This is a genomic window from Vibrio sp. 1CM23M, from assembly GCF_023161755.1.
GTDB classification, from domain to species: Bacteria; Pseudomonadota; Gammaproteobacteria; order Enterobacterales; family Vibrionaceae; genus Vibrio; species Vibrio coralliirubri.
Map to the genome: position 1 here is coordinate 1 of NZ_JALNTR010000029.1, position 401 is coordinate 401.

1 protein-coding gene is annotated in these 401 nt (G+C 48.9%); it reads left to right on the top strand.

Features of this window, described 5'->3' with window-relative positions:
• Positions 1-401: cadherin-like domain-containing protein (locus tag MSG35_RS24000; RefSeq protein ID WP_248385193.1), on the top strand; the 401-nt coding region annotated here is incomplete at both ends.

Here is a 401-nt window from a genome sequence, read left to right on the forward strand (position 1 = left end):
GGCGACATCGATATCAGCTTCGATATCTCAGATGGCACCAATACCGTTCAAGCTTCTGCTGACCTTACGGTTAACCCAGTTAATGACCTGCCAGTCCCTCAAGATCAACAGTTCAGCGTTGAAGAAGATGGCACGCTCATCTTCACCGATGCAGACCTATTAACAGGCGCTACAGACATTGAAGGCGACAACCTTACTGTTGAAGGTGTGACCTACGATGGTGGTGACGGTATCTTGACCGACAACGGTAATGGTACGTACACATTCGCTCCAAATGAAAACTTCAATGGCGACGTAAACTTCGGCTTTGATGTGTCTGACGGTACCGATACGGTATCAGCTAACATTGATGTGAGCGTAACAGCCGTTGATGATGCGCCTGTATCGGGTGACCTCGCGTA